The sequence below is a fragment of the Extibacter muris genome (genome assembly GCF_004345005.1).
GTDB classification, from domain to species: Bacteria; Bacillota; Clostridia; order Lachnospirales; family Lachnospiraceae; genus Extibacter; species Extibacter muris.
The window spans coordinates 1-861 of record NZ_SMMX01000057.1 but is presented as its reverse complement, the minus strand read 5'-3'; the positions used below and the strand labels follow the sequence as shown (position 1 = coordinate 861).

Genomic DNA, 861 nt, shown 5'->3' with positions numbered 1-861 from the left:
GAGAGAGCAGAAGGAAAGAGAGAAGGAAGAAGAAAGGGAGGAGCAGCTGGCTCACACAATATACAAGTCTTCCCGCCGGAGGACAAGAGAAGGGGGAAGGGGAAAGGAGAGGGAAGAAAGGAGAGGGGAGAAGGAGAAGGGAAGGAAGGAGGGAAGAGGAGACCAGAAAAAAGAAGAAGACAACTAGAGAGGTAGTATTGTGGAAGAGGAGAAGGGAGAAGAAGAAGGAAGAAGGAAGGGAGAAGGGGGGAAGAGGGGAGGAAGAAAAGGGGGAGAGGAGGGGGAGGGGAGACAACAAGAATCAGGCCGGTTGGAAAAGTGCAACATAAAAGAGAAGGAGGAAAGGGGAGGGGAGAGGGAGGAGAAGAGAAAAAGAAGGGGGGGAAGGAAGGAGGAGAAGAAAAAAGAGGAAGAAAGGAGATAGGGAAGGAGGGGAAGGAAGAAGAGGAGAAAGGAAGGGGGAGGAGAGGAGGGAGAGAGGAGAAGAGGAGGAAGGGGGGGAACAGGGGAGGGAAAGAAGGAAGGGAGGAGGAGGGAGGAAGAGGGGGAAGGGAGGGAGGGAGGAAGGGGGGAAGAAAGGGGAAGAAGAAAGACAGCGTCTTACCGATATCACGGAGGAAGAGGGAAAGAGGAGGAGAAAAGGAAGGAAAAGAGGGGAAGGGAGAAGAAGGGGAGGGGAAGGGGAAGGGAGAAGAGAGAGAGAGGGAGGGGAAAAAGGGAGAGAGGGGGGAGGAGAGAAAGGAAAGGAAGAGAGGAGAAAGAGAAGGAAGAGAGGGGAAAGAGGGAAGGAGGGGGAGAGAAGAGGAGGAAGAGGAATTATGAAAAAGGGACCGGGGGCGGGGCCTGGAAGGGAGACTGCCC

The 861-nt window shown here is 54.4% G+C and carries 2 protein-coding genes; both read left to right on the top strand.

The window, feature by feature from the left end; genetic code table 11:
• Nucleotides 1-329 (top strand): hypothetical protein (locus E1963_RS23580; RefSeq protein WP_167482278.1); only part of this gene is annotated, 329 nt, incomplete at its 5' end.
• The gene (locus E1963_RS23575; RefSeq protein WP_132281687.1) at nucleotides 319-822 is read left to right on the top strand and encodes a hypothetical protein; all 504 of its coding nucleotides are present in this window, start codon (nucleotides 319-321) and stop codon (nucleotides 820-822) included. The genes E1963_RS23580 and E1963_RS23575, both read left to right, overlap by 11 nt.
• Nucleotides 823-861: the final 39 nt, after the last annotated feature.